The sequence below is a fragment of the Comamonas sp. BIGb0124 genome (assembly GCF_003752175.1).
In the GTDB taxonomy this organism is placed as follows: Bacteria; Pseudomonadota; Gammaproteobacteria; order Burkholderiales; family Burkholderiaceae_C; genus Comamonas_F.
The window spans coordinates 276,803-302,467 of the sequence record NZ_RJVF01000009.1; the positions used below are offsets into that span (position 1 = coordinate 276,803).

At 66.9% G+C, this 25,665-nt stretch carries 22 protein-coding genes and 1 pseudogene; 22 read left to right on the top strand and 1 reads right to left on the bottom strand.

Translation table 11 applies throughout. From position 1 onward, the window contains the following. Positions 1-37: 37 nt before the first annotated feature. The gene (gene siaC / locus EC845_RS07450; protein ID WP_123296755.1) at positions 38-418 is read left to right on the top strand and encodes a biofilm regulation phosphoprotein SiaC; all 381 of its coding nucleotides are present in this window, start codon (positions 38-40) and stop codon (positions 416-418) included. 14 nt (positions 419-432) lie between these two features. Then, entirely contained in the window at positions 433-1,230 is a 798-nt protein-coding gene (siaD, locus tag EC845_RS07455; RefSeq protein ID WP_233597975.1) for a biofilm regulation diguanylate cyclase SiaD, read from the top strand. A 42-nt stretch (positions 1,231-1,272) separates the two neighbouring features. On the opposite strand, the gene EC845_RS07460 is transcribed toward siaD, so the two are convergent. Continuing rightward, positions 1,273-2,979, bottom strand: coding sequence for an MBL fold metallo-hydrolase (locus tag EC845_RS07460; RefSeq protein WP_123297957.1), 1,707 nt, complete (start codon positions 2,977-2,979; stop codon positions 1,273-1,275). Between the two features lie 119 nt (positions 2,980-3,098). Here EC845_RS07460 and dapF point away from each other — a divergent pair, with 119 nt between their 5' ends. The 20 genes and pseudogenes from dapF (at position 3,099) to EC845_RS07560 (ending at position 25,652) form a co-directional block, all read left to right on the top strand. Then, the gene (gene dapF, locus EC845_RS07465; protein WP_123296757.1) at positions 3,099-3,989 is read left to right on the top strand and encodes a diaminopimelate epimerase; all 891 of its coding nucleotides are present in this window, start codon (positions 3,099-3,101) and stop codon (positions 3,987-3,989) included. A gap of 74 nt (positions 3,990-4,063) precedes the next feature. After that, positions 4,064-4,753: a DUF484 family protein gene (locus EC845_RS07470; protein WP_123296759.1), complete on the top strand. Its 690-nt coding sequence runs from the start codon at positions 4,064-4,066 to the stop codon at positions 4,751-4,753. Positions 4,754-4,773: 20 nt separating this feature from the next. Beyond that, positions 4,774-5,862 (top strand): tyrosine recombinase XerC, encoded by a 1,089-nt coding sequence (locus EC845_RS07475; protein ID WP_123296762.1) that lies wholly within the window; start codon positions 4,774-4,776, stop codon positions 5,860-5,862. A gap of 182 nt (positions 5,863-6,044) precedes the next feature. Beyond that, positions 6,045-7,136 carry a GTP-binding protein gene (locus tag EC845_RS07480; RefSeq protein WP_123296764.1) on the top strand — a complete coding sequence of 364 codons (1,092 nt, stop codon included), beginning with the start codon at positions 6,045-6,047 and terminating at the stop codon, positions 7,134-7,136. A 587-nt stretch (positions 7,137-7,723) separates the two neighbouring features. Continuing rightward, positions 7,724-8,188: pseudogene (gene dksA, locus EC845_RS22805) on the top strand (RNA polymerase-binding protein DksA); the annotation flags it as partial. Between the two features lie 179 nt (positions 8,189-8,367). Further along, positions 8,368-8,901 (top strand): ATP-dependent protease subunit HslV, encoded by a 534-nt coding sequence (gene hslV, locus EC845_RS07490; RefSeq protein WP_123296768.1) that lies wholly within the window; start codon positions 8,368-8,370, stop codon positions 8,899-8,901. A 2-nt stretch (positions 8,902-8,903) separates the two neighbouring features. Further along, positions 8,904-10,226, top strand: coding sequence for an ATP-dependent protease ATPase subunit HslU (gene hslU / locus EC845_RS07495; RefSeq protein WP_123296770.1), 1,323 nt, complete (start codon positions 8,904-8,906; stop codon positions 10,224-10,226). Between the two features lie 350 nt (positions 10,227-10,576). After that, positions 10,577-11,005 carry a division/cell wall cluster transcriptional repressor MraZ gene (gene mraZ, locus EC845_RS07500; protein WP_123296771.1) on the top strand — a complete coding sequence of 143 codons (429 nt, stop codon included), beginning with the start codon at positions 10,577-10,579 and terminating at the stop codon, positions 11,003-11,005. Positions 11,006-11,019: 14 nt separating this feature from the next. Then, a complete protein-coding gene (rsmH, locus tag EC845_RS07505) occupies positions 11,020-11,976 on the top strand; it encodes a 16S rRNA (cytosine(1402)-N(4))-methyltransferase RsmH (protein ID WP_123296774.1) in 957 nt (318 codons plus the stop codon). Continuing rightward, entirely contained in the window at positions 11,973-12,293 is a 321-nt protein-coding gene (ftsL, locus tag EC845_RS07510; RefSeq protein ID WP_123296776.1) for a cell division protein FtsL, read from the top strand. The genes rsmH and ftsL overlap by 4 nt, the downstream gene beginning before the upstream one ends. Further along, on the top strand, positions 12,290-14,038 hold the full coding sequence (locus EC845_RS07515) for a penicillin-binding protein 2 (RefSeq protein ID WP_123296778.1): 1,749 nt from the start codon (positions 12,290-12,292) through the stop codon (positions 14,036-14,038). The genes ftsL and EC845_RS07515 overlap by 4 nt, the downstream gene beginning before the upstream one ends. Further along, positions 14,035-15,588, top strand: a complete 1,554-nt coding sequence (locus tag EC845_RS07520; protein WP_123296779.1) for a UDP-N-acetylmuramoyl-L-alanyl-D-glutamate--2,6-diaminopimelate ligase — start codon at positions 14,035-14,037, stop codon at positions 15,586-15,588. The genes EC845_RS07515 and EC845_RS07520 overlap by 4 nt, the downstream gene beginning before the upstream one ends. Continuing rightward, positions 15,585-17,072, top strand: coding sequence for a UDP-N-acetylmuramoyl-tripeptide--D-alanyl-D-alanine ligase (gene murF, locus EC845_RS07525; RefSeq protein WP_123296781.1), 1,488 nt, complete (start codon positions 15,585-15,587; stop codon positions 17,070-17,072). The genes EC845_RS07520 and murF overlap by 4 nt, the downstream gene beginning before the upstream one ends. A 4-nt stretch (positions 17,073-17,076) precedes the next feature. Next, the gene (gene mraY, locus EC845_RS07530; RefSeq protein ID WP_123296784.1) at positions 17,077-18,255 is read left to right on the top strand and encodes a phospho-N-acetylmuramoyl-pentapeptide-transferase; all 1,179 of its coding nucleotides are present in this window, start codon (positions 17,077-17,079) and stop codon (positions 18,253-18,255) included. Positions 18,256-18,265: 10 nt separating this feature from the next. After that, the gene (gene murD, locus EC845_RS07535; RefSeq protein ID WP_123296786.1) at positions 18,266-20,044 is read left to right on the top strand and encodes a UDP-N-acetylmuramoyl-L-alanine--D-glutamate ligase; all 1,779 of its coding nucleotides are present in this window, start codon (positions 18,266-18,268) and stop codon (positions 20,042-20,044) included. Then, positions 20,041-21,339: a putative lipid II flippase FtsW gene (gene ftsW / locus EC845_RS07540; RefSeq protein WP_123296788.1), complete on the top strand. Its 1,299-nt coding sequence runs from the start codon at positions 20,041-20,043 to the stop codon at positions 21,337-21,339. The genes murD and ftsW overlap by 4 nt, the downstream gene beginning before the upstream one ends. Beyond that, a complete protein-coding gene (gene murG, locus EC845_RS07545; protein ID WP_123296790.1) occupies positions 21,336-22,445 on the top strand; it encodes an undecaprenyldiphospho-muramoylpentapeptide beta-N-acetylglucosaminyltransferase in 1,110 nt (369 codons plus the stop codon). The genes ftsW and murG overlap by 4 nt, the downstream gene beginning before the upstream one ends. Next, positions 22,442-23,857: a UDP-N-acetylmuramate--L-alanine ligase gene (gene murC, locus EC845_RS07550; RefSeq protein ID WP_123296791.1), complete on the top strand. Its 1,416-nt coding sequence runs from the start codon at positions 22,442-22,444 to the stop codon at positions 23,855-23,857. The genes murG and murC overlap by 4 nt, the downstream gene beginning before the upstream one ends. After that, positions 23,854-24,852, top strand: coding sequence for a D-alanine--D-alanine ligase (locus tag EC845_RS07555; RefSeq protein ID WP_233597976.1), 999 nt, complete (start codon positions 23,854-23,856; stop codon positions 24,850-24,852). The genes murC and EC845_RS07555 overlap by 4 nt, the downstream gene beginning before the upstream one ends. Next, on the top strand, positions 24,849-25,652 hold the full coding sequence (locus tag EC845_RS07560) for a cell division protein FtsQ/DivIB (RefSeq protein ID WP_233597977.1): 804 nt from the start codon (positions 24,849-24,851) through the stop codon (positions 25,650-25,652). Before EC845_RS07555 ends, EC845_RS07560 begins: the two co-directional genes overlap by 4 nt. Positions 25,653-25,665 lie beyond the last annotated feature (13 nt).

The following is a 25,665-nucleotide window of genomic DNA, read 5'->3' on the forward strand; positions in this document are numbered from 1 at the left end:
CCCCCTTGCCCTTCCATCCCAGATTCCTTATTTCAACATGAGCCAACACGATTTCACCATTGCAGGCAGCCAGTCCTCTCCCTCCATCTCCAGCGACTGGGCCCGCGGCGTGCTGTCGCTGGAGGGGGACTCCTACCCCGAGAACGCGCATGAACTCTTCAAGCAGGTCTTCGACTGGATCCGCCGTTACCTGGCCGATGCCGGCCAGCCCTTGCGACTCGAGCTTCGCCTGCTGTATCTCAACACCAGCAGCATCAAGGCCTTGATGGACATCCTCGACCTGCTCGAGGAAGCCCACCGGCAAGGCAAGCCGGTTTCCGTCAACTGGCACTACGACCACCGCAACGAGCGGGTGTTCGAACTCGCCGAGGAGTTTCGCGAGGACTGCACCTTCCCGTTCGAGATCATCAGCTCCTAGGTCAGGCGGGAAACATGACCATGTCCGAGCCCACGCCGACGTTCGACAAGGATATCCAGAAACTGCTGGCGGATCCGCAGTACCAGGGCCATCCGCTCCAGGCCGCGCTGTCGCAGCTTTGGGACCGCTATTACAGCCTGGCCCAGCGCATCGACCGCGTGACCCGTATTTCGGATGCCTACCAGAGCCTGGCGCTCGAGCGCGAGATGAATCTCGACGAGCAGCTCGAAAAGCAGTTGAGGCAGTTTCAGAAACTCGCCCGCATCTCCGACCGCTACCAGATGATGATGCGCGACCTCAACACCGCGCTGACACAGGCCTCCACGCACGATGTGCTCACCGGTCTGCCCAACCGCCGGCTGCTGGTCGACAAGGTCAAGGAAGAAACGGCGCGCAGTCACCGCACTCACCAGCCTTTCACGGTCGCCATGCTCGATCTCGACGACTTCAAGGCGGTCAACGACGCCTTCGGCCACGAGGCCGGGGACCTGATGCTGGTCCATGTCGCCAAGACCCTCAAGCAGCATCTGCGCGAATCCGACACCTGCGGCCGCTGGGGGGGCGAGGAGTTTCTGCTGCTGCTGCCCGAGACCGACTCGCAGGCCGCCCAGGTGGTCATCGAGCGCCTGCGCCTGGCCATCGGAGCGCTGCACGTGCCTTACGAGGAGGGGGTTCTGTCGCTGACCGTGAGCGCAGGCCTGGCCACGCTGGACGAGGGCGGTGACTATTCCTCGGCCGTCAACCGCGCCGATGCAGCCCTGATGCGCGCCAAGCGCGAGGGGCGCAACTGTTGGCGTATCGCGGAAAGCTGATCGCACGCATCGTCGCGGCGTGATCGCCTCGTCAGGTGCCGCTCAGGCCTGGCGCAAGGTGTCCTGGTTGCCGGCGGTCTGGCGGACATGGTCGAGATGGGCCTGCAGCGATCCCGCGGCCACCGGCCACATGGACTGCGGCACATCGGCATAGACGTGAGGCAGCAGCTCCTCGAGCGTGGCATTCGGCGAGGCTGCAAGGGCCTCGATGACCCGTGCCTCGCGTGAATGGCGATGCCGCTTGAGCTGAACCAGCGCCTGCACGGCCGGCCCCAGGGCATAGCCGTGGGCCGGCAGCAGCGTGCCGACGTTGTGCTGCTCGCACAGGGCCTGCAGGCGTTCGAGCGATGCCATGTAGTCGCCCATGTGGCCGTCGGGCGGCCGGATGACGGTGGTGCTGCCGTTGAGCACATGGTCGCCGGTGAACAGCAGGCCTTCTTCCTCGAACAGCAGGCACACATGGTTGGCCGCGTGCCCGGGCGTGTGCACGACACGCAAGGTGTGGCTGACGCCGAAGCCCAGCAGAGACAGCCGTTCGCCATCGAGCAGTTCCCGGTCCGGCACGAAACGGCTGGCGGGATCGGCATGGGGACCCGACGACAGGCCCAGCACCGGCGTGCTCAGCCGCGTGCGTTGCTGGCAGAGCGCCTGCAGCAGCCAGGCCGCCGGGGCATGGTCGGGATGGGAATGGGTACAGACGATGGCCCGGATATCGCCCTGCGTGGCCTGCAGCAGGCGTTCGATGTGGCTGGCTTCCGCAGGGCCCGGGTCGATCACGATGAAGCCGCTGGCGGGGGTGCCGACGATGTAGCTGTTGGTGCCCGGCCCGGTCATGGCGCCGGGGTTGGGGGCCGTCAGCCGCCGCAGGTTCTTGAGCAGGGCCACGGGCCGCTCGTGCTGCCAGGCCAGCTCGTGCACGATCTGGCCGTCGGGGCAGACCAGGGCCAGTTCGCCGTAGGGCGGCTCGTGTTCCATGAAACGGGCTTCCCGGTCCTGCATGAGGCCTGCTCGGGGGCAGCTCGTCCACTGGGGTGCCTCGTCGCGGCCCGAGGCACTGCCCAGGCCGCAGGCCCGGAGCACGGCGTCGACCGCGGTGTGGCTGCACAGCCACTGCAGCGTGCGGTAGGTGGGAAAGATGATGAGCATGTGCCCGGCGTCGTGGCGTGCCAGTGCGTCGCACGGCCGGACCCACACGGGTTCGAACTGCTCCTGCTCGTCGGCAACCGGTTGCTGGTCTTCGGGCATGCGCGCCACCAGGAACGGGACGTCGAAACGCCGGGGCAGATCGCGGTCGGTGATCCAGTGGGCCAGCACGAACAGCTGGTCGCAGGCCAGCACCAGCCCCTGTTCGCTGCAGGCGCGCACGAAGGCGCCGGCGTCGTTGTGGCTGTCGCGCCGCAGGGCCGATATTTCGGCGGGAGAGACCGGGCCGCCCTGGGCGTTGTAGGCGAGCAGTACACCGAGCTCCTCGAAACATTCCCGGATGGCGGTGATGGCCTGCGTCAGGCGCAGGTCGCTCTGGCCCGGCCGCTGGGTGGACATGGCGTGCGCGTCGGCGCTGTCGTCCGCGGCGTCCACGCCGCCGCCGGGGAAGACATAGGCCCCAGGGGCGAAGCTCGCTTGCGCGGAGCGGCGGGTCATGAGCACCTCGAGGCCCTGGGGCGTGTCGCGCAACAGGATGACCGTCGCTGCCGCCCTGAGGGCGGCGGGCACGCGCGGGGGATAAAGCAGATGAGCGGGCCGAACCATCGAGCCATTCTGCATGGGCGCTTCGACGGGCTGGCCTGTGGCAAACCCCATCGGTATATCTCCCCGGTGGCGCAGCCCTGCCGGCAGCAGGTAGAGCGGGGCAGGGGGATAATGGCGCCATGCGACTGAAATTCACCAAGATGCAGGGCGCCGGCAATGATTTTGTCGTGCTCGACGAAACCCAGGGCCCTCTCGGCGGCACCGGCCTCACGGCTGCGCAATACCGTTTTCTGGCGGACCGCCACTTCGGCGTCGGCGCCGACCAGATCCTGATCGTGGGCCCTTCGCCTGCGCCTGGCATCGACTTCAGCTACCGTATCGTCAATGCCGACGGCAGCGAAGTGCAGCAGTGCGGCAACGGTGCACGCTGTTTCGTGCGTTATGTGCACGACAACGGCCTGACCGACAAAGCCGCCGTGGTGGTGCAGACGCGCAGCGGGATCATCACCCTGCGCAGCCAGCACGACGGCCGAGTCACGGTCGACATGGGACCTCCCGTCTTCGAACCCGATCGTGTGCCCTTCGATGCCGCAGGGCTGCAGCCCGAGCCGGTGGGCGACTGGCAGAAGTGGCCCCTGCCGATCGAGGCGACGGACGGCGGCTCGCCGACGGTGGTGCCGGTCGCCGTGCTGTCCATGGGCAATCCCCATGCCGTGCGCCGGGTCGACGATGTCGACACCGCGCTGGTGGCCGAACTGGGCCCGTTGATCGAGCGCCACGCCCGTTTCCCCGAACGGGTGAATGTCGGTTTCCTGCAGATCGTGGATCGCAGCCATGTGCGCCTGCGCGTCTACGAGCGCGGTGCCGGCGAGACCCTGGCCTGCGGCACGGGGGCCTGCGCGGCGGTGGTCGCCGGCATCCGTGCCGGTCTGCTCGACCGGGAGGTGGACGTCCAGACCCGCGGCGGGCCGTTGAGCATTGCCTGGAGCGGGCAACTCGACGACGCCGTTTTCATGACCGGCCCCGCAGAGACGGTGTTCACGGGCGAGATCGACCTGCCGGCCCTGTGAGGCGGGCCGCCCCGCGATGGCTTATGCTAGGTGCCAGACCGTAGACCCACGCCTGGCACCCCCAGGCCCGACGCATGAATCCCATCACCGAAGACGACATCGCCCATTTCCTCTTCAATACGCCCGATTTCTTCGAGCGGCACGCGGAACTGCTGGCGGCGATCCAGTTGACGAGCCCGCACAGCCACCGGGCGGTCAGCCTCCAGGAACGGCAGGCCGAGATGCTGCGCGAGAAGATCAAGCAGCTCGAACTCAAGATGGCGGAGTTCATCCGCAACGGCAACGAAAACGGCCAGCTCGACCTCAAGCTCGAGCAATGGGCGCAGGTGCTGCTGGCCACCCGCAAGGCGGGTGACGTACCGGACCGGCTGGTCGGCGACCTCAAGAGCCGTTTCCAGGTGCCCGACGTGGCCCTGCGCCTGTGGGGCGTCGCCGATGCCAGTGCACCCTATGCCCAGGGCGTGAGCGACGGCGCCAAGAGCCAGGCCGCCGCGTTGACCCAGCCTTACTGCGGTCCCAACACCGGTTTCGAAGCCGTCGCATGGCTGGCCGATCCGGCCGCCGTCGCGTCGGTGGCCATCCTGCCCTTGCGGCGCGCGGTGGATACGGCTGCCGGTGCGGCGCCCGATCCGCAAGCCCCGGTCTTTGGCCTGCTGGTGCTGGCGTCGCCCGATCCGCAGCGTTTCGATGCCGAACTGGGCCGTGATTTCCTGACCCGCCTGTCGGCCCTGGCTGCGGCCAGCCTGGCCCGGGTCCTCGCCTGAATCGGCCACGGACGGCGACCATGGCGACACGCCCCGCTGCCAGGCCGCGCCGGGCCGCCGTGCCGCCGGCCGCTTCGCCTCCCGCGGCCACTGACGTTCCCGGCTGCCCCGACAACCTGGCATTGATCCAGGCCTATCTGGCCCATGTCCGGGTCGACAAGCGTCTGGCGGCGCGGACCGGTGAGCTGTACGCCCGCCACCTGCAGGAGCTGGCCGAGCACGCCGGTCCGCAGCCGGTGGCCGAAGTCGATGCCGCCCGGATCCGGGGATGGATGATCCGCATGCATGCGCAGGGGCGGCAGGGGCGCAGCCTGTCTCTGGCCCTGTCGTGCTGGCGCGGGTTCTATGCCTGGCTGGGCCAGGCCGGGCGCGTGCAGTCCAACCCGGTGCAGGGCCTGCGGGCGCCGAAGGCCAGGCAACCCCTGCCCAAGGCCCTGGGGGTGGACGAGGCGGCGGTCTACGCGGGTTTCCGCGGCCAGGGGCAGGCCGAGCCCTCGCACGCGCGCCAGGCGCCGCCGGCCGCCGGTTCGCCCGAATCCGGCGACGAGGCCGCCTGGCTGGCCTTGCGCGATACCGCCATGGTCGAACTGGCCTACAGCAGCGGTCTGCGGGTGAGCGAGCTCGTCGGGCTCGACATCCAAGCCACCGGGCAGGCGCAGGCCTGGGTCGATCTCGACGAAGCCGAGGTGCATGTGCTGGGCAAGGGCGGCAAGCGCCGCAGCGTGCCGGTGGGGCGGCAGGCCGTCGAGGCCCTGCGGGCCTGGCTCGCCGTCCGCGACAGCGTCCTGCCCGCCGGCGCCGGGCAGCCGCTGGCCTTGTTCGTGGGACGGCACGGCACGCGTCTCACCCGTCAGGCCATCTGGCAGCGGTTGCGCGAACGCTCGGGCCAGGCCGCGCTGGCCACGCCCGTGCACCCGCACATGCTGCGCCACAGCTTTGCCAGCCACCTGCTGCAGTCCAGCGGCGACCTGCGGGCGGTGCAGGAGCTGCTGGGCCATGCCCACATCGCGACCACCCAGGTCTACACCCGGCTCGATTTCCAGCACCTGGCCCAGGTCTACGACAACGCCCACCCGCGCGCCAGAAAATCCGGCAAGAAACCCACGTGACCGGCTGTTTTTCCCTCGGCAAGCGAGGGGCGATACCCAGCGCAGAGGCTTGTGTATTGTTGAGAATGGATACTCGATAGCGTGGGTATCCCATCGACCTGCCGTACCCGCTCTTGAAGTCGTCGGTAAACTCCCTGATCTTTGCCTCTTACATCTCGGCCACTCTCAGCCCCCGAAACACCATGAGCCTCATTCCCGCCACCATCCTGACCGGCTTCCTCGGTTCCGGCAAAACCACGCTGCTCAAGCGCGTGCTCTCCGAACAGCATGGCCAGAAAATCGCCGTGATCGAGAACGAGTTCGGCGAAGAAAACATCGACAACGACATCCTGGTCAGCGAATCCAAGGAACAGATCGTGCAGATGAGCAATGGCTGCATCTGCTGCACCATCCGCGAAGACCTGCGCGAGGCCCTGCAATTGCTGGCGGCCAAGAAACGCAAGGGTCTGCTCGACTTCGACCGCGTGGTCATCGAGACCACCGGCCTGGCCGACCCGGGGCCCGTGGCGCAGACGTTCTTCATGGACGAGGAAATCGCCGAGAGTTTCCTGCTGGACTCCATCCTCACGCTGGTCGATGCCAAGCATGCCGCTCAGCAGCTCAACGACCGCCAGGAAGCGCGCCGGCAAGTCGGTTTTGCCGACCAGATCTTCATCAGCAAAGCCGACCTGGTGAGCGGCGAGGAGCTGGATGCATTACAGCACCGTCTCAAACACATGAATCCGCGTGCGCCGCAGCAGGTCGTGCACTTCGGCGAAGTGCCGATCGCCAACGTGCTCGATCTGCGCGGCTTCAATCTCAATGCCAAGCTCGACATCGATCCCGATTTCCTGAAGGAAGACGAGCACGACCACGATCATCACGATCATGAGCACGGCGAGCATTGCAACCATCCGTCGCACCAGCACGATCACGATCACGATCACGATCACGATCACGGTCATGAACACGGACAGGGTCACCACCACCACCATGACGACGACGTCAAGAGTTTTGTGTTCCGGACCCGCAAGCCGCTCGATCCGGCCAAGCTCGAGGACTTCCTGGGCGCCATCGTCAACATCTACGGCCCGCGCATGCTGCGCTACAAGGGCGTGCTCGACATGAAGGGCACCAACCGCAAGGTGATCTTCCAGGGCGTGCACCAGCTCATGGGCAGCGACCTGGGTCCGGAATGGGCCGAGGGCGAGGAGCGCGTGAGCAAGATGGTGTTCATCGGGATCGACCTGCCCCGCGACATCCTGCTCCAGGGCCTGGCGCAGTGCGAAGCCTGAGTCCGTCCGATCGGCCCCGGTTGGCCCCGGGGCTGACGCCAAGCTGACGGCCAGGCCTGAATCTTCAAATTTTTAGCGTCCGGCTGACACAAAAAGTGCGGAAGGCGCAGCTGAACAGGGTATAACGCGTGCCATGAATTTGTGGACGTGGGCGACCGGCTCGCGTGCGTGGCGGCCTTCCGGCTGCAGCGCGCGGCAGCGATCCAGGTCCGCGGCCAGATGGAGGGACATCACCGTGACATCAGCGACAGCCTGCTTTGCAGCCGACAGCGCCCATGCGGCGGCTGCCGGCTTGCCGTGCGGTGTCGCGCCGTATGCACGGTTTGTTGCCGCTGCAAAACAAAAACTCCTACAATCGCCGCCCTGGCACCCGCCCGTCATCGCGGCCGGCCCGTCCAGGTGGCCCGCCGGGTGCCGGTCGCTCCTGTCCATACCCCCCACCCGCGCCTGCGGCACTTGCTGCAACGCGCATTTCGTCAACCCCGCCCGACAACGTGCCTGCCAGTCTCCTGGTTTCCGCGCTGCCGACGGGCGCTTTTGTCAGATACGACCTCGCCATGTCCGCTAACTCCACCGCCGGCGCGTTTGCCTTGGCCAAGAAAGACCCGAAGTTGGCCAATAACTGGAAAAAGAAGTCCGCCGAAGAACTGAGCGACGCCGAAGTTCTGGCGATGCCGGACGAGGAATACATGAACGACAAACAATTGGCGTTCTTCCGGCTCAAGCTGCTCGGACTGAAGCAGGACATCCACGACAGCGCGGGCCAGACCACCGAACACCTGCGCGAAGACACCGTGGTCGTGCCCGATCCGGCCGATCGTGCGACCATCGAGGAAGAGCACGCGCTCGAACTGCGCACCCGCGACCGCGAGCGCAAGCTGCTCAAGAAGATCGAACAGTCGATCGCCCGCCTGGATGCCGGCGACTACGGCTACTGCGATGAAACCGGTGAACCGATCGGCGTCGGCCGCCTGCTGGCGCGTCCGACGGCCACGCTGTCGCTCGAAGCGCAGGAACGCCGCGAACTCAAGCAGAAGATGTTCGGCGACTGAACCTTCGACGCCTGCCTGCAGACCGGAGCCCGGGTGCCCGGCGTGCCGGCTGGCCGAACCCGCAGTCCCGCAGCACGGGTCTGCACCCTGCCCGCCGCGTGCGGGCATTTTTATGGGTGCGCAGTCTGCGCGCCGAGACCCCCTTGCAGCCGGCCGCTTCATCCCCAATTGAGGTCGCTATGGAGCAATTTCACGGAACCACCATCATCAGCGTGCGCCGAGGCGATCAAGTCACGATCGGCGGCGATGGACAAGTCACGCTGGGGCATATCGTCGTCAAGGGCTCGGCACGCAAGGTGCGCAAGCTCTACAAGAATCAGGTGCTGGCGGGCTTTGCCGGCGCGACGGCCGATGCCTTCACCCTGTTCGAGCGCTTCGAGGACAAGCTCGAGAAGTACCAGGGCAACCTGGTCAAGTCGGCGGTCGAGCTGACCAAGGACTGGCGCACCGACCGCGTGCTGCGGCGTCTCGAGGCCATGCTGGCGGTGGCGGACCGGCGCACCTCGCTCATCATCACCGGCAACGGCGACGTGCTGGAACCCGAAAACGGCATCGTCGCCATCGGATCGGGCGGCGCCTATGCGCACTCGGCGGCCAAGGCGCTGCTCGACAACACCGATCTCGCCCCCGAGCAGATCGTGCGCAAGTCGCTGTCGATCGCCGGCGAGCTGTGCATCTACACCAACATGAACCACACCATCGAGACGCTTTGACCATGTCCTCCATGACCCCCCAGGAAATCGTCTCCGAGCTCGATCACCACATCGTCGGCCAGGCCGATGCCAAGCGGGCCGTGGCCATCGCGCTGCGCAACCGCTGGCGCCGGCAGCAGGTCGACGACAAGCTGCGCCACGAGATCACGCCCAAGAACATCCTCATGATCGGCCCCACCGGCGTGGGCAAGACCGAGATCGCCCGTCGCCTGGCCCGTCTGGCCGATGCGCCCTTCGTCAAGGTCGAGGCCACCAAGTTCACCGAGGTCGGTTATGTCGGCAAGGACGTGGATGCCATCATCCGCGACCTGGTCGAGGTCGCCATCAAGCAGACCCGCGAGTCGGCCACGCGTGTGGTGCGAACCCGTGCCGAGGATGCGGCCGAAGAACGCATCCTCGACGTGCTGATCCCCATGCCCCGTGAACCGGGCGTGCAGGCGCAGGACAGCACCGCACGCCAGACCTTCCGCAAGAAGCTGCGCGAAGGCCAGCTCGACGACAAGGAAATCGAGATCGACATCGCCGAGCAGCCGCGTGCGCTGGAGATCATGGGGCCGGCCGGCATGGAAGAGATGACCGAGCAGTTGCGCGGTCTCTTTGCAGGTGCCGGTGCGCAGCAGCGCAAGACCAAGAAGCTCAAGATCGCCGAGGCTCGCCGTCTGCTGATCGAAGAGGAAGCCGGCAAGCTGGTCAACGACGAGGACATCAAGCTCAAGGCCCTGGCCAATGCCGAACAGAACGGCATCGTCTTCATCGACGAGATCGACAAGGTCGCCACGCGCGCTTCGGCAGGGGGCGGTACCGACATCTCCCGGCAGGGCGTGCAGCGCGACCTGCTGCCGTTGGTCGAGGGCACCAGCGTCAATACCAAGTACGGCATGGTCAAGACCGACCATATCCTGTTCATCGCCTCGGGCGCATTCCATCTCAGCCGCCCGAGCGACCTGATTCCGGAGCTGCAGGGACGCTTCCCCATCCGGGTCGAGCTGCAATCGCTGTCGGTTGCGGATTTCGAAGCCATCCTGACGCAGACCCACGCCTCGCTGGTCAAGCAGTACCAGGCGCTGCTGGCGACCGAGAACGTCACCCTGGATTTCCGGCCCGACGGCATCATCCGGCTGGCCACAATCGCCCACCACGTCAACGAACGCACCGAGAACATCGGTGCCCGGCGGCTGGCGACGGTGCTCGAGCGCCTGCTCGAAGAGGTCAGTTTCGGCGCTTCGCGGCTGGAAAACCAGACGGTGGTGATCGACGCCGATTATGTGAATGCGCGACTTCAGGATGTCAGCCAGGACGAGGACCTCTCGCGCTATATTCTTTGAAGGTTCCCTCCGCCGACCTTTCCGCAAAAGCTCCCGCTCCGGGGGCTTTTGTGTTTTGTGGGCCGGCGACGCGCGCCCTGTCCCGGTCCGTGTAGGACGAGGCGCCGCCCCTGCGGTCGGCCAGTTTCAAGCGACACATTCACTGGCTACGCTAAGTCCTTAATTTATATAGAAAAAATCAATGTGAGTTATTGTGACGATCGATTCCTAAGTCATTGATTTCATTGAAAAAATCTGACTTGCCAGGTTGTCTTGTGAAGTTTTCCTGTTAAAGTGGGAAAAAGTGGAATTTAGTGGTGTGAAGTGTTGTCCCGACCCACTTTCCGACGGACCAAGGCAAACGGCGCAACATGTTTCAGGGTGCTTCTTCATTGACTCTCGATGCGAAAGGTCGGCTCTCCGTGCCGACTCGGCATCGTGACGTCCTGAGCGCCACTGCCTCGGGTCAACTCACCATCACCAAGCATCCTCACAACTGCCTCATGATCTTCGCGCGTCCCGAATGGGAAAAGTTTCGCGAACGCATCAATGCCTTGCCTGCGCAAGCGCACTGGTGGAAACGCATTTTCCTGGGCAATGCCGCCGACGTCGAAATGGACGGCACCGGCCGCATCCTCATTTCGCCCGAGTTGCGTGCCGCCGCAGGCATCACCAAGTCCGCCATGCTGTTGGGCATGGGTGATTACTTCGAACTGTGGGATTCGGCCCGCTATGCGGAGGAAGAAGCGAAAGCCATGCAGGCCCAGATGCCTGATGTCTTCAAGGACTTTTCTTTCTAGCCCCCGGAGCAAGCATGGTTCTGACTCATACCACCGTCTTGCTGAACGAGGCGGTGCTGGCACTGCTCAATCAGGAAGAAGCCGCGCAAGACAGCGGCTCGCGTCGTTTTGTGGACGCCACCTTTGGCCGCGGCGGTCACACCCGCCTGCTGCTGTCGCAACTGGCGCCGGCCGACCGGCTCACCGTGTTCGACAAGGACCCGGACGCCATCGCCGTGGCCCGCCAGATGGCGGATGCGCGTATCGACATCCGTCACGAAGGCTTTGCCCATCTGGGCGAACTGGCCGAGGCCAGCGTGGATGGCGTGCTGATGGACCTGGGGGTGAGTTCGCCCCAGATCGACAACCCGTCGCGGGGATTCAGTTTCCGTTTCGACGGTCCGCTCGACATGCGGATGGACACCACGCGCGGCGAGAGCGTCGCGGAGTGGCTGGCGTATGCGGAGTCTGCACAGATAGCGGAGGTGATACGTGACTATGGCGAAGAACGGTTTGCTGTTCCGATTGCAAAGGCGATTGTTGCTCGCCGACAGGAGCGGGGCGCGCTGTCCACCACCGCCGAGCTGGCCCAGCTCGTGGCTGGTGCGGTCAAGACCCGCGAGGCAGGGCAGAATCCCGCCACACGGACCTTTCAAGCTCTTCGGATTTTCATCAATGCCGAGCTTGAAGAACTGCAGCAGGCGCTGAAGGCGGCGCTCAAGGTGCTCAAGCCGGGCGGGCGGCTGGTCGTGATCAGCTTCCATTCGCTCGAAGACCGCATCGTCAAGAATTTCATCACCCAGCATTCGCGCGAGGTGTACGACCGCCGTGCACCCTTTGCCGCGCCCAAGCCCATGGCGTTGCAGGCCGTCGCCCGCATCAAGCCCAGTGCGGCCGAGGTCGAAGGCAATCCGCGCTCGCGCAGTGCCATCATGCGCGTCGCGCGCCGCACCGAGCTGCCCTGGGCCGAGGTGCCGGAGGTGCGTGCATGACCCGTGTGAACCTGCTGCTGCTGCTGACCGTGGTGCTGAGCGCCCTGGGGGTGGTGCATGCGCAGCATGATTCGCGCAATGTGTTCGTGGCACTCGACCGGGCGACCAACGAGTCGCGCAAGCTCGAGATCGAGTTCGAGCGACTGCAGGTCGAGAAGCGGGCCCAGGCGACCCATCTTCGGGTGGAGCAACTGGCCAAGGAAAAGTTGCAGATGCGCACGCCGACGCCGGCCATCACCGACTATGTCGGCGTGAAGGTGCCGCAGTACGTGCCGCCCGAACCCAAGCCGGCTGCCGCCGCGGGGAGGGCGCGATGAGGCGCAGCGTCCGTTATTCGTCCAGTCCGCTGCTGGCCAGCAAGACGCCGGTCTGGCGCAGCAAGTTCATCGTGGCCTGCCTGGCCCTGTGCTTCGTCGGCCTGGGCGCGCGTGCGGCATGGGTGCAGGTCGTCGACCGCGATTTCTACCAGCGGCAGGGCGAGGTGCGCTTTGCCCGCACGCTCGAGCTGCCCGCCAACCGCGGCCGCATCCTCGACCGCAACGGGCTGATCCTGGCCTCCAGCATTCCCGCCGAGAGCATCTGGGCCATACCCGAAGACGTGGACCGCGACCCGGGCAAGCTCGCGCAACTGGCCAAGCTGCTCAACATGCCGCTGGCCGAACTCAACAAAAAACTCGCCAACGAGGACAAGACCTTCGTCTGGATCAAGCGCCAGGTGGATGTGCCCGTGGCGCGCCAGATCGCCGAGCTCAAGATCAAGGGCATCTACCAGCGCGAGGAATACAAGCGCCAGTACCCCGAGGGCGAGGCCGCCGCGCACGTGGTGGGTTTCACCAACGTCGAAGACCGGGGCCAGGAAGGCATCGAGCTGTCCTTCAACAAGGAGCTGGGCGGGCGCGCCGGTTCGCGCCGGGTGATCAAGGACCGCATGGGCCGGGTGATCGACGATTACGGCGATCAGGTGCCGCCGGTCGACGGCAAGGACATCCAGCTCTCCATCGACAGCAAGGTGCAGTTCTTCGCTTACCAGAAGCTGCGCGATGCCATTGCCTACAACGGTGCCAAGGCGGGCAGCGTGGTGGTGCTCGACACGGTGACCGGCGAACTGCTGGCGCTGGCGAACTACCCCAGCTACGACCCCAATCACCGCGAGAACCTGACCGGCGAGCAGTTGCGCAACCGGGCCGTGACCGATACCTTCGAGCCCGGCTCGACCATGAAGCCGGTGACGGTGGCGACCGCGCTCGAACTGGGCCGCGTGACGCCGCAGACCATCATCGACACCACGCCGGGCCGCTACACGGTCACGGGCTCGACCATCACCGATACCCACAACTACGGGGTGCTGACGGTCGAAGGCGTGATCCAGAAATCCAGCAACGTGGGGGCCACCAAGGTCTCGCAGCGCCTGAGTTCGCAGGAGATGTGGAACACCTTCACGGCGCTGGGCCTGGGGCAGAAGCCGCAGATCGAGTTCCCCGGTGCGGTCACCGGGCGCGTGCGCCCCTGGAAGAACTGGCGGCCGATCGAACAGGCCACGATGTCGTACGGCTACGGGCTGTCGGCGTCGCTGCTGCAGATCGCGCGTTCGTACACGGCGTTTGCCCACGACGGCAGCGTGATCCCCGCGACCATACTCAAGAGCCCGGAATCGGCTGCCGGCACCCGGGTGTTTTCGGCGGCGAACGCAGCCGAAGTTCGCCACATGCTTTGGCTGGCCGCGGGCCCCGGCGGTACCGGTCAACTGGCCCAGACCGTGGGCTACTCGATCGGCGGCAAGTCGGGCACCGCGCGCAAGCAGGCCGGCAAGGGATACGAACGAGGCAAGTACCGCGCCTGGTTCGCCGGCATGGCGCCGATCGAGCGTCCGCGCATCATCGTGGCCGTGATGGTGGACGAACCGACCCGTTCCATCTACGGCGGGACGGTGGCCGGTCCGATCTTCAGCGAAGTCGTTCAGCAGACCCTGCGCCTGATGGGTGTGCCGCCCGACATGGCCGTGAAACCCCAGATCTCGGCGCAGGAAATCGTCGAGCCCGTGAGCGAGGAGCACCAGCCATGAGTCTGACCGTGCTTCATACACCCGGCCAGGTCGTGCAGTGGCTCCGCCAGCGCGGTGCCGGCAGCCTGACCGTCGACAGCCGTCAGGCGTCGCCGGGTTCGGCTTTCATTGCCTGGCCTGGCGCCGCGGTCGATGGCCGCCGTTTTGTGCCGGATGCCCTGGCCCAGGGTGCGGTCGCCTGTCTGGTCGAGGCTCAGGGAGCCGAGGCCTGGCTGCCGGCCTGGCAGTCCGCGGGCGCCTTGCCTTCGGTCGCCGTCTACGAGGGGCTCAAGGCGGCGACGGGCTTCATCGCATCGGCCTGGCTCGACGAGCCCAGCCAGGCGCTGGATGTGCTGGCCGTGACCGGCACCAACGGCAAGACCAGCACGGCCTGGTGGCTGGCACAGGCGCTGTCGTCGTTGCCGGCGCAGGCCCCCGCGACGGTCGACCGGGCCTGTGGATTCGTCGGCACGCTGGGTATCGGCCAGCCGCCGAATGTGCGTTACACCGGTCTGACCACCCCCGATCCTGTCAGCCTGCACCAGGCTTTCGAGGATTTTCGCGCGCAGGGCCTGCGGGCCTGCGCGATCGAGGCTTCTTCCATCGGGCTGGCCGAGCGCCGGCTCGACGGTGTGCGCATCAAGATGGCGCTCTACACCAATTTTTCGCAAGACCACCTGGACTACCACGGCAACATGGCGGCCTACTGGGAGGCCAAGGCCGAGTTGTTTGCCTGGCCCGGTCTCGACAGTGCGGTGATCAACATCGACGACGCGCACGGCGCGGCGCTGGCCGGCCAACTGGCGGGACGCGAGGACCTGGCCCTCTGGACCTATGGCCGGGACGCGCGGGCGCGCCTGCATGCCCAGGATGTGGCATATGTCCACGACGGGCTGGCGTTTTCCGTCACCGAGCAGGCTGCCGCGGGCGACCGCACGGTGCAGGTGAACACGCGTCTGGTGGGTGAGCACAATGTCGGCAATCTGCTGGCGGTGATCGGTGGCCTGCGGGCGCTGGGTGTGACGCTGGACGACGCGGCACAAGCCTGCGCCGGCCTGACGCCCGTGCCGGGCCGCATGGCCTGCCTGGGCGGGCCGGGCCAGCCCCAGGTCGTGGTCGATTTTGCCCACACGCCCGATGCGATCGAGAAAGTGCTGCAGGCGCTGCGGCCCATGGCCGAGCACCGCCATGGCGATGTGCACATCGTGGTGGGCTGCGGCGGCGACCGCGATCCCATCAAGCGGCCGCTCATGGCCGGAACCGCCGAACGCCTGGCCGACCGCGTGACCATCACCAGCGACAACCCGCGCAGCGAACAGCCCATGGCCATCGTCAACCAGATGCTGGCGGGACTGAAGAACCCCTCGGCGGTGCAGGTGCAGCCCGATCGCGCGCGTGCCATCGCCGACGCCGTGGCCCAGGCCAGTGCCGCCGACGTGGTGCTGCTGGCAGGCAAAGGGCATGAGACCTACCAGGAGATCGCAGGCGTTCGGCATGCGTTTTCCGATCTCGAACACGGCCGGCTGGCGCTGGCTGCGTGGTCTTCGCGTGCTGCAGGAGGCCCGGCATGACCCAAGGACTGGCATTGACGCTCGACCAGGTCGCGGCATGGCTGCAAGCGGCCGGCGAGCCCGCCCGTGTGGTGGGCGACGGGGCGACCCGCATCGAGCGCATCCACACCGATACGCGCACTCTGGCGGCCGGGGATCTGTTCCTGGCCTTGCGGGGCGAGCGGTTCGATGCCCATGATTTCCTGCCGAAGGCCGCGTTGCATGGCGCCTGCGCAGTGCTGGGCGAACGGGGTGTCGCGGACAGTGGCCTGCCCGGCATCGAAGTCGGTTCCAGCCGCCGGGCGCTCGGTTTCATCGCCGCGGCCTGGCGGGCGCAGTTCGACCTGCCGCTGATTGCCGTTACCGGCAGCAACGGCAAGACCACGGTGACGCAGATGCTGGCCTCGGTGCTGCAGGCTTGGCATGGCGCGGACGCGCTGGCCACCCGCGGCAACTTCAACAACGACATCGGCCTGCCGCTCACGCTGCTGGGCCTGCGTGCGCATCACCGCTCGGCGGTGGTGGAGCTGGGCATGAACCATCCCGGCGAAATCGGCTGGCTGGCTCCCCTGGCTGCACCGACCGTGGCGCTGGTCAACAATGCGCAGCGCGAACACCAGGAATTCATGGCCACGGTCGAGGCCGTGGCGCGGGAGAACGGTGCGGTGTTTGCCTCGCTGGCCGCCGGCGGCACCGCGGTGTTTCCGGTCGACGAGGGTTTTGCGCCGCTGTGGCGCGAGCTCGCCGGCGAGTCCCCTGTGATCACCTTCGGCCTGGTGCCCGAAGCCGGCGTGACCGGCCAGGCCCGCTGGCAGGACGACCACTGGCTCGTCGAAGCCGGGGTCCGTACCGGCGATGAAACGCAGGTGCTGTCCTTTGCGCTGCATCTGGCCGGCCGCCACAACGTGCGCAACGCGCTGGCGGTGGTGGCCTGCGCGCTGGCCGCCGGCGTGCCGGCTGCCGGGGTGGTCGCGGGCATCGAGGCTTTCCGGCCGGTGCAGGGCCGTTCGCATGCCCGCCTGCTCGACTGGGCGGGCCGCCGCGTGGTGCTGATCGACGACAGCTACAACGCCAATCCCGATTCCGTGCGTGCGGCCATCGACGTGCTGGCCGACCTGCCCGGCCCGCGTGTGCTGGTGCTGGGCGACATGGGCGAGGTCGGCGACGAAGGTCCGGCCTTCCATGCCGAGATCGGCCGTTACGCCGCCGAGCGCGGCATCGACCACCTCTGGACGCTGGGGGATCTCGGTGTCCATGCCTGTCAGACGGCTGCCGGCCAGGCGACCGTGCACGCCTGGCATGCACCGACCATCGAAGCCCTGCAGGCCGCCGTGCTCGAGGCCATGCCGGGTGTCTCGGCGGTGCTGGTCAAGGGCTCCCGTTTCATGGGCATGGAGCGTGTGGTGCAGGCCGTCCTGGCTGCGCAGCCCGCTGCAGTCGCCCTGGTTTCCGCTGAAGTTCGCGCAGCAGAGATTTCCCCACAAGAACAACAAAGAAAGATTTGAACCCATGCTGCTGAGCCTGTTCAACTGGTTGGCTTCCCTCGGTCCCGAATGGAGTTTCCTGAGGGCGTTCCAATACCTGACCTTGCGTGCCGTGATGGCGGCCATCACGGCCCTTCTCATCGGCCTGGTGGCCGGACCGGCGGTGATCCGCCGCCTGACGGCGCTCAAGATCGGCCAGCCCATCCGCGCCTACGGCATGCAGACCCATCTGGCCAAGAGCGGCACGCCCACCATGGGGGGGGTCCTGATCCTGCTGTCGATCGCCATCTCCACCTTGCTGTGGTTCGACTGGACCAACCGGTTTGTCTGGATCGTGATGCTGGTCACCCTGGGTTTCGGGGCCATCGGCTGGGTCGACGACTGGCGCAAGGTCGTCAAGAAAGACCCGGAGGGCATGCGTTCCCGGGAAAAATACCTGTGGCAGTCGCTGATCGGCCTGATGGCGGCGGTGGCCTTGCTGTTCTCCATTTCGGAGGTCTCGAATGTGCGTGTGCTCGAGCTGTTCGGCAATTGGGTGCTGTCGGGCTTCACGGCCGACTTCCCGCCGCATGCCGACCTGCTGGTCCCGTTCTTCAAGGAAGTCAGCTATCCCCTGGGCGCCCTGGGCTTCATCATCCTGACCTACCTGGTGATCGTGGGGGCCAGCAATGCCGTCAACCTCACCGACGGACTCGACGGCCTGGCCATCATGCCGGTGGTGCTGGTGGGCAGCACGCTGGGCGTTTTTGCCTACGTGACGGGCAACGCGGTGTACGCCCGTTACCTGATCTTCCCCTTCATTCCCGGCTCGGGCGAACTGCTGGTGTTCTGCGCGGCGCTGGCCGGCGCGGGCCTGGCTTTCCTCTGGTACAACACCCACCCCGCCCAGGTCTTCATGGGCGACGTCGGTGCGCTGGCCCTGGGTGCGGCCCTGGGCACCGTGGCCGTCATCGTGCGCCAGGAAATCGTGCTGGCCATCATGGGCGGCATCTTTGTGGTCGAAGCGCTGTCGGTGATGCTGCAGGTCAGCTGGTTCAAGTACACCAAGCGCCGTTACGGCGAAGGGCGGCGTCTGTTCAAGATGGCACCGCTGCACCACCATTTCGAAAAGAAAGGGTGGAACGAGACGCAGGTGGTTGTCCGTTTCTGGATCATCACCATGCTGCTGTGCCTGCTGGCCCTCTCGACCCTGAAGCTGAGGTGATCACACAGCCATGAACACCCTGCACGACGTTCCCGTTCTCATACTCGGCCTCGGAATCTCCGGGTTGTCGATGGCGCGCTGGTGCGCGCGCTGCGGCGCGCGGGTCACGGTGGCCGACACCCGCGAAGCACCGCCGCAGCTCGACGCGCTGCGCCAGGCGGTACCCGATGCCGTGTTCGTGGGCGGGCCGTTCACGGCCGCGCTGGTCGAGGGCAGTCCGATCCGTGCCGTGTTCCGCAGCCCCGGGCTTTCGCCGCACGACATCGCGCCCGTCCTGCAGGCCGCGCAGGCCATGGGCCTGTGGACCGGCGGCGAGCTCACGCTGTTTGCCCAGGCCCTGGTCGATCTCGGGGCCGATCGGGGTTATGCGCCCAAGGTGATCGGCATCACCGGGACCAACGGCAAGACCACCGTGACCTCGCTGACCGGGCAGATCGTCGCCCGCGCCGGCAAGCGTGTGGCGGTCGCAGGCAACATCGGCCCTGCGCTGCTCGACACGCTGTCGACGGCGCTCGAGGCCCAGCGGGAGGCCGACGAGCAGGCCGCCCAGCAGGCGTCCGAGTCCACGGCGGACAGCCCGGCTGCCGCCGAATCCGAAACGCTGCTTCTGGTGCGCGAGGCGCTGGACCGGGCCGCCGTGCTCGACAGCGAAGTGGCCAAGTCCGGCGAGCCGGATGCCGACGAAGGCGACGCCGTGCCGGACGATGCGCCGCGCCCGATCGCACTCGTGCCGCCTGAGCCGCCTCCGCCCGATCTGAAGGGCATGCCGCAGGTGTGGGTGCTCGAACTCTCGAGCTTCCAGCTCGACGGCGTCGGCAACTTCGAACCGACGGCGGCCACGGTGCTCAACATCAGCCAGGACCATCTGGACTGGCATGGCGGCATGGACGCCTATGTCGCGGCCAAGTCGCGGGTCTTCGGTGCTCACGGCCTGATGGTGCTCAATCGCGACGACCCGGCGGTGATGGCCTTGCTGCCCGAGCCGGTCAAGGTCAAGCTGCAGCGTCCGGTGGTGCGTACCCATGTCACCTTCGGGGCCGACATGCCGCGCCGTCCCGGCGATTTCGGCATCGAATCCGTCAACGGCATGACTTGGCTGGTCCGTGCCCAGGACGCCGATGAAACCCGCAAGAAGCGGCGCGGCGGCGACGATCAAGAGGAATTGTTCATCCAGCGTCTGATGCCGGCCGACGCCTTGCGCATCCGGGGCCGTCACAACGCGGTCAACGCCTTGGCGGCGCTGGCGCTGGCCATGTCGGCCGACTGCGCGCTGGGTCCGATGCTGTACGGCCTGCGCGAGTACACCGGCGAACCGCATCGCGTGGAGTCGGTGGCGTTGGTCGAGCAGGTCGAGTACTTCGACGACAGCAAGGGCACCAACGTGGGCGCGACCGTGGCTGCACTGAGCGGCCTGGGCGCCGAGCGGCGTCTGGTCGTCATTCTGGGCGGCGTCGGCAAGGGGCAGGATTTTTCGCCGCTGGCCGATCCCGTCGAGCGCCACGCCCGGGCGGTGATTCTCATCGGCCGCGATGCACCGCTGATCGAGGCTGCATTGGCCGGCACCGGTGTGCCGCTGCTGCATGCAGCCAGCATGGCCGATGCCGTGCGCCTGGCCGCCGGCCGTGCGAATGCCGGCGATGCCGTGCTCATGTCGCCCGCCTGCGCCAGCTTCGACATGTTCGACAACTACGGCCATCGCGCCCAGGTCTTCGTCGAGGCCGTGCAGGCCCTCGCCGACGACGGCCTGGCAGAAGCGACGTCCGGATCGGTTCAGGAGGCGTCCGCATGAGCGCTCGTACGCCTGACGAATTCGGCGGTCGCGGCCGCCGTGCCGGCCTGTGGGGCTGGCTGGGCCGTGGGGCACAGGCGACGGCCGACGCGCTGCCCGTGCGCATCGACTCGCACGCCTATGCGCGCAGCAGTACCGCACCTGCAAGGTTGCTGGGTTTCGACCAGGCCTTGCTCTGGGTGACGGCCGCCATTCTGGCCTGGGGACTGGTCATGGTGTACTCGGCCTCGATCGCCTTGCCGGACAACCCGCGTTTCGCCAACTACAGCAACACGTATTTCTTCACGCGTCACCTGACGTCGATCAGCATCGGCCTGCTGGTCGGCTGCCTGGCCTTCCAGATCCGCATGGAAACCTGGGAACGGTGGGCGCCGTGGCTGTTCGTGGCCACCCTGTTGCTGCTGATCCTGGTCCTGATCCCCGGCATCGGCCTCAATGTCAACGGCGCGCGGCGCTGGATCTCGCTCAAGGTCATGAATTTCCAGCCCTCCGAGCTGGGCAAGCTCGCGGTGGTGCTCTACGCGGCCAACTACATGGTGCGCAAGATGGACGTGAAGGAAAACTTCATCCGCGCCGTGGCACCCATGGGCGTCGCCATCGTGGTCGTGGGTCTGCTGCTGCTGGCCGAGCCGGACATGGGCGCGTTCCTGGTGATCGCGGTCATCGCCATGGGCATCCTGTTCCTGGGCGGCGTGAACGCACGCATGTTCTTCCTGATCGCACTGCTGTGCGTCGGGGCCTTCGCGCTCATGGTGTTCTCGAGCGACTGGCGGCGCGACCGCATCTTCGCTTATCTCAACCCCTGGGACGAACGGCATGTGCTGGGCCGCGGTTACCAGCTCTCGCATTCGCTCATCGCCTTCGGCCGCGGCGAATGGTTCGGCCAGGGCCTGGGCAACAGCGTCGAGAAGCTGAGCTGGCTGCCCGAGGCACACACCGACTTCCTGATGGCCGTGCTGGGCGAGGAGTTCGGCCTGGTCGGCGTGATCGTGCTGATCGGCCTGTTCCTCTGGCTGACCCGCCGCATCATGAGCATCGGCCGTCAGGCCATCGCACTCGATCGTGTGTTCTCGGGCCTGGTGGCCCAGGGCATCGGTGTCTGGATGGGCTTCCAGGCGTTCATCAACATGGGCGTCAACCTGGGCGCATTGCCCACCAAGGGCCTGACGCTGCCGCTCATGAGTTACGGCGGCTCGGCCATCCTGATGAATCTGGTGGCACTGGCCATCGTGCTGCGCGTGGATTACGAAAACCGCGCGCTCATGATGCAGGGCAAGGGAGGGCGGACGCGATGAGCCCATCCAGCACATCCGCACCGGCGCGTCAGCGCGTGGCCCTGGTCATGGCCGGTGGCACCGGCGGCCACATCTTCCCGGCCATGGCCGTGGCCGAGGAACTGCGTGCACGCGGTTGGCGCGTGCATTGGCTGGGTGCCAAGGGCACGGCTGCCAAGCCGAGCATGGAAAGCCGGCTGGTGCCGCCCAAGGGTTTTGCGTTCGAGACCATCGATTTCGGCGGCGTGCGCGGCAAGGGCCTGCAGACGCTGATCCTGCTGCCGCTGCGGCTGCTCAAGGCCTTCGGGCAGAGCCTCGCGGTGGTGCGCCGTGTCCAGCCCGATGTGGTGCTGGGTTTCGGCGGCTACGTGACGTTTCCCGGCGGCCTGATGGGCGTTCTCATGGGCAAGCCGCTGGTGCTGCACGAACAGAACTCGGTGGCCGGCATGGCCAACAAGGTGCTGGCCCGGCTGGCCGACCGTGTCTACAGCGCCTTCCCGAATGCCTTGCCGCAAGCCGCCTGGATCGGCAACCCGCTGCGCACGCCTTTCCTCGACAAGGCCGAGCCGGCCGAACGTTTTGCGGGCCGCACCGGGCCGCTGCGTCTGCTGGTCGTCGGCGGCAGCCTGGGCGCACGGGCGCTCAACGAGGTGCTGCCCAAGGCGCTGGCGCTGCTGCCCCCGGCGCAGCGTCCGGTGGTCACGCACCAGAGCGGCGCGGCGCAGATCGACGAATTGCGCGCCAACTACGCCGCTGCCGGCATCGAGGCCACGCTCGTGCCGTTCATCGACGACACCGCCGAAGCCTATGCCCAGGCCGATGTGCTGGTGGCGCGTGCCGGCGCCAGCACCGTGACGGAACTGGCTGCCGTGGGCGCCGCCGCCGTCTTTGTCCCCTTCCCGTCGGCGGTCGATGACCACCAGACCAGCAATGCCCGTTTCCTGGTGGATGCCGGGGCAGGCTGGCTGGTGCAGCAGCGCGACCTCACCGCCGCGAAGCTGGCCGACATGATTCAGAAAATGGAACGCCCGGCACTCGCCGAGATGGCCAGCCGGGCCAAGAGCATGCAAAAGACAGAAGCCGTGACCATCATGGCGCAAGCCTGCGAGGAGCTGGCCCAGCCATGAAACACGCCATCAAACACATTCATTTCGTGGGCATCGGCGGGGTCGGCATGTCCGGCATCGCCGAAGTGCTGCACAACCTGGGCTACAGCATCAGCGGCTCGGACCTGTCCGACGGCCCGACGCTGCGCCGCCTGGCCGAGCTCGGCATACAGACCTATGTGGGCCATGCGGCCGAAAACATGGCCGGTGCCGACGCCGTGGTCATCTCCAGCGCCGTCGGCAACGACAACCCGGAGGTGAGCACCGCTCGGGCCAAGCTGATTCCGGTCGTGCCGCGCGCCGTCATGCTCGCCGAGCTGATGCGGCTGCGTCGCGGCATCGCCATTGCCGGCACCCACGGCAAGACGACCACCACCAGCCTGGTCGCCAGCGTGCTGCACGCCGGCGGCCTCGACCCCACCTTCGTGATCGGCGGCAAGCTCAACAGCGCCGGCGCCAATGCCAAGCTCGGCACGGGCGACTACCTGGTGGCCGAGGCCGACGAGTCGGATGCGTCCTTCCTCAATCTGCTGCCCGTGATGGCCGTCGTGACCAACATCGACGCCGACCACATGGACACCTACGGGCACGACTTCGGCCGGCTCAAGAGCGCCTTCGTCGACTTCCTGCAGCGCCTGCCGTTCTACGGCGCGGCCGTGCTGTGCACCGACGATCCGGCCATCCGCGAAATCGTGCCGCTGGTCTCTCGCCCCATCACCTCGTACGGTTTCGACGAGTCGGCACAGGTCCGGGCGATCGACGTCCGTGCCGTGGGCGGCGAGATGCACTTCACCGTGCAGCGCCGCAACGGCGTGACGCTGCCCGATCTGCCCGTCGTGCTCAACCTGGCGGGCCGGCACAACGTGCTCAACGCCCTCGCGGCCATTGCCGTGGCCACCGAGCTCGATGTGAGCGACGAGGCCGTGCAGCAGGCCCTGGCCCAGTTCAAGGGGGTGGGCCGCCGCTTCCAGCGCTACGGCGATCTGCCGGTGCCGGGCGGCGAGATCACGCTGATCGACGACTACGGCCACCACCCGGTGGAGATGGCCGCCACGCTGGCCGCCGCGCGCGGCGCCTTTCCCGGCCGCCGTCTCGTGCTGGCTTTCCAGCCGCATCGCTACACACGCACCCGCGATTGTTTCGAAGACTTCGTCAAGGTCATCGGGCAGGGCGCCGACAGCGTGCTGCTGGCCGAGGTCTATGCCGCCGGCGAGGCCCCGATCGTGGCCGCCGACGGCCGCGCACTGGCGCGCGCGCTGCGGGTGGCCGGCAAGGTCGAACCGGTGTTCGTGGACCAGATTGCCCAGATGCCGCAAGCCATCATCGACAACGCCCAGCCCGGCGACGTGGTGCTGTGCATGGGCGCAGGTTCCATCGGCGGCGTGCCCGCCAGAGTCGTCGAGCAATTTGCCCAGGGGGAGAAGGCCGCATGAGCGCCGTGACCATCAACGATATGCCCGGTGATTTCGGCAAGGTAGCCGTGCTCATGGGCGGTGCTTCGGCCGAACGCGAGGTTTCGCTCATGTCTGGAACCGGGGTGCTTGCCGCGCTGCAGGCCAAGGGCGTGGACGCCCATGCCTTCGATCCGGCCGAACGCGACCTCGGCGACCTCAAGGCCGAGGGTTATGCGCGCTGCTTCATCGCGCTGCACGGCCGCTTCGGCGAGGACGGGACCGTGCAGGGCGCGCTCGAACTGCTGGGCATTCCCTATACCGGCTCCGGTGTGATGGCCTCGGCCATCTCCATCGACAAGACGACCACCAAGCGCGTGTGGCTGGCCGAGGGCCTGCCCACGCCGCGCTATCAACTGCTGCGCCGGGGCCGCTACACCGCCGCCGATCTCGACGCGCTGGTCGAGCGCCTGGGCCTGCCCCTCATCGTCAAGCCGGCGCGCGAAGGCTCGTCGATCGGCGTGGCCAAGGTGCTGACCCGCGAGGCGCTGCCGCAGGCCGTCGAAGCCGCGGCCGGTCTGGATGCCGAGGTGCTGTGCGAACAGTTCGTGCGCGGCGACGAAGTCACCTGCCCCATTCTGGGCACGGGCGACGAAGCACGTGCACTGCCGGCCATCCGCATCGTGGCGCCCGAAGGCAACTACGACTACGAGAACAAGTACTTCACCGATGTGACCCAATACCTCGTGCCCAGCGGCCTGCCGGCCCAGGAGGAAGCGCACATCCAGGACCTGGTGCTGCGTGCCTACCGGACGCTGGGCTGCCGGGGCTGGGGACGCGTCGACGTCATGATCGACGCCGACACGCGCCAGCCCTATCTGCTCGAAATCAACACCTCGCCCGGCATGACCTCGCATTCGCTGGTGCCGATGTCGGCACGGGCGGTCGGCATGGACTATGAAAGCCTGTGCGTGCAGATCCTGTCGACGGCCGCGCTCGACAACGAACGGCCCCGTGCCGAAGGAGCGGCCGAGTGAGCCGGACCTGGCCTCCCCAGCCCCAGCCGTTGGACGTCCGCGTCATGAACGGCCTGGCGACGCTGCTGTTCGTCGCGGCCGCGCTGGCCGTGGTGGGCGCGGCCGCCAGCTGGGTGGTGCGCCAGCCGCTCTTCGCGCTGCGCGACGTGGTGCTGCGGGGCGAGGTCGAGCGACAGAATGCGGCCGCCGTGCATGCGCAGGTGGTCAATCGCCTGGTCGGCAGTTTTTTCACCGTCGACCTGGTTCAGGCACGCGATGTGTTCGAAAGCCTGCCCTGGGTGCGCCGGGCCGTGGTGCGCCGGGCTTTTCCCGACGGCATGGAAGTCGAGCTGCAGGAACATCAGGCCGCGGCACTGTGGGGCGAACCCGACAAATCGACCCTGGTCAACACGCATGGCGAGGTCTTCGAGGCCAGCCTGGGCGATGTCGAGGGCGAGAACCTGCTTCATCTGGACGGCCCCAACGGCAGCGCCGCCGAAGTGCTGCGCATGTCCCGGGTCCTCAAGCCGGTGCTCGAGGGCGGGCTCAAGCAGCCGCTGCAATCGCTGGCGCTGTCCGTGCACGGCGGCTGGCATGCGCGCATGGGCAGCGGCGCACGCATCGATATCGGGCGGGGTACCGACGAACAGCTGGTGGCCCGTGTCCAGCGCTTCGTCGACACCTTTGCCCAGGCGGGGGCGAAGTACGGCCGCACCCGCTCGGATTTCATCGAAACCGCAGACCTGCGCTACGCCGACGGCTACGCGCTCAAGCTGGTGGGCGTGACCACGGGCGACGGCAAGAAAACCGGCAGGAAATAAGCGACAACGCAAT